Below are 535 nucleotides of genomic sequence, written 5' to 3'. Positions count from 1 at the left end.
CTGGCGCGGGGTGATCACCAGACCGGCCTTGCGGGCGCGGCTGACCAGCTGGATGGAGACGATGCTGTCGCCGCCGAGGTCGAAGAAGCTGTCGTGGACGCCGACCGCCGCCAGGCCGAGGAGCTCGGCGAACAGGCCGCAGAGCACCTCCTCGCGCCCGTCGCGGGCGGCCGTCCCGGTGGTCCCCGCGGACAGGTCCGGGGCGGGCAGGGCCTTGCGGTCCAGCTTGCCGTTCGGCGTCACCGGGAACGCGTCGAGGACCACGACGGCGACCGGGACCATGTAGTCGGGCAGCGCCTCGCCGACGCCGGCGCGCAGTCCGGCCGGGTCGAGCTCGGCGCCGTCCGCGGCCACCGCGTAGCCGACGAGCTGCCGGACGCCGGGCTGGTCCTCCCGGATCAGGACGGCGGCCTGGCCGACGCCGGACTGCCCGGCGAGGGCCGCCTCGACCTCGCCCAGCTCGATCCGGAAGCCGCGCAGCTGGACCTGGTGGTCCGCCCGGCCGGCGTACCGGAGCTGGCCGTCCGCACCCCAG

The 535-nt window shown here is 76.4% G+C and carries 1 protein-coding gene; it reads right to left on the bottom strand.

Annotated elements, in window-relative coordinates:
* Positions 1 to 535 (bottom strand): AMP-binding enzyme (locus VM95_RS37975; protein ID WP_045706175.1); only part of this gene is annotated, 535 nt, incomplete at both ends.

The sequence above is a fragment of the Streptomyces rubellomurinus genome, from assembly GCF_000961885.1.
GTDB lineage: Bacteria > Actinomycetota > Actinomycetes > Streptomycetales > Streptomycetaceae > Kitasatospora > Kitasatospora rubellomurina.
Note: the sequence above shows the minus strand (reverse complement) of the source record. Positions and strands in the feature narration are given on the sequence as shown.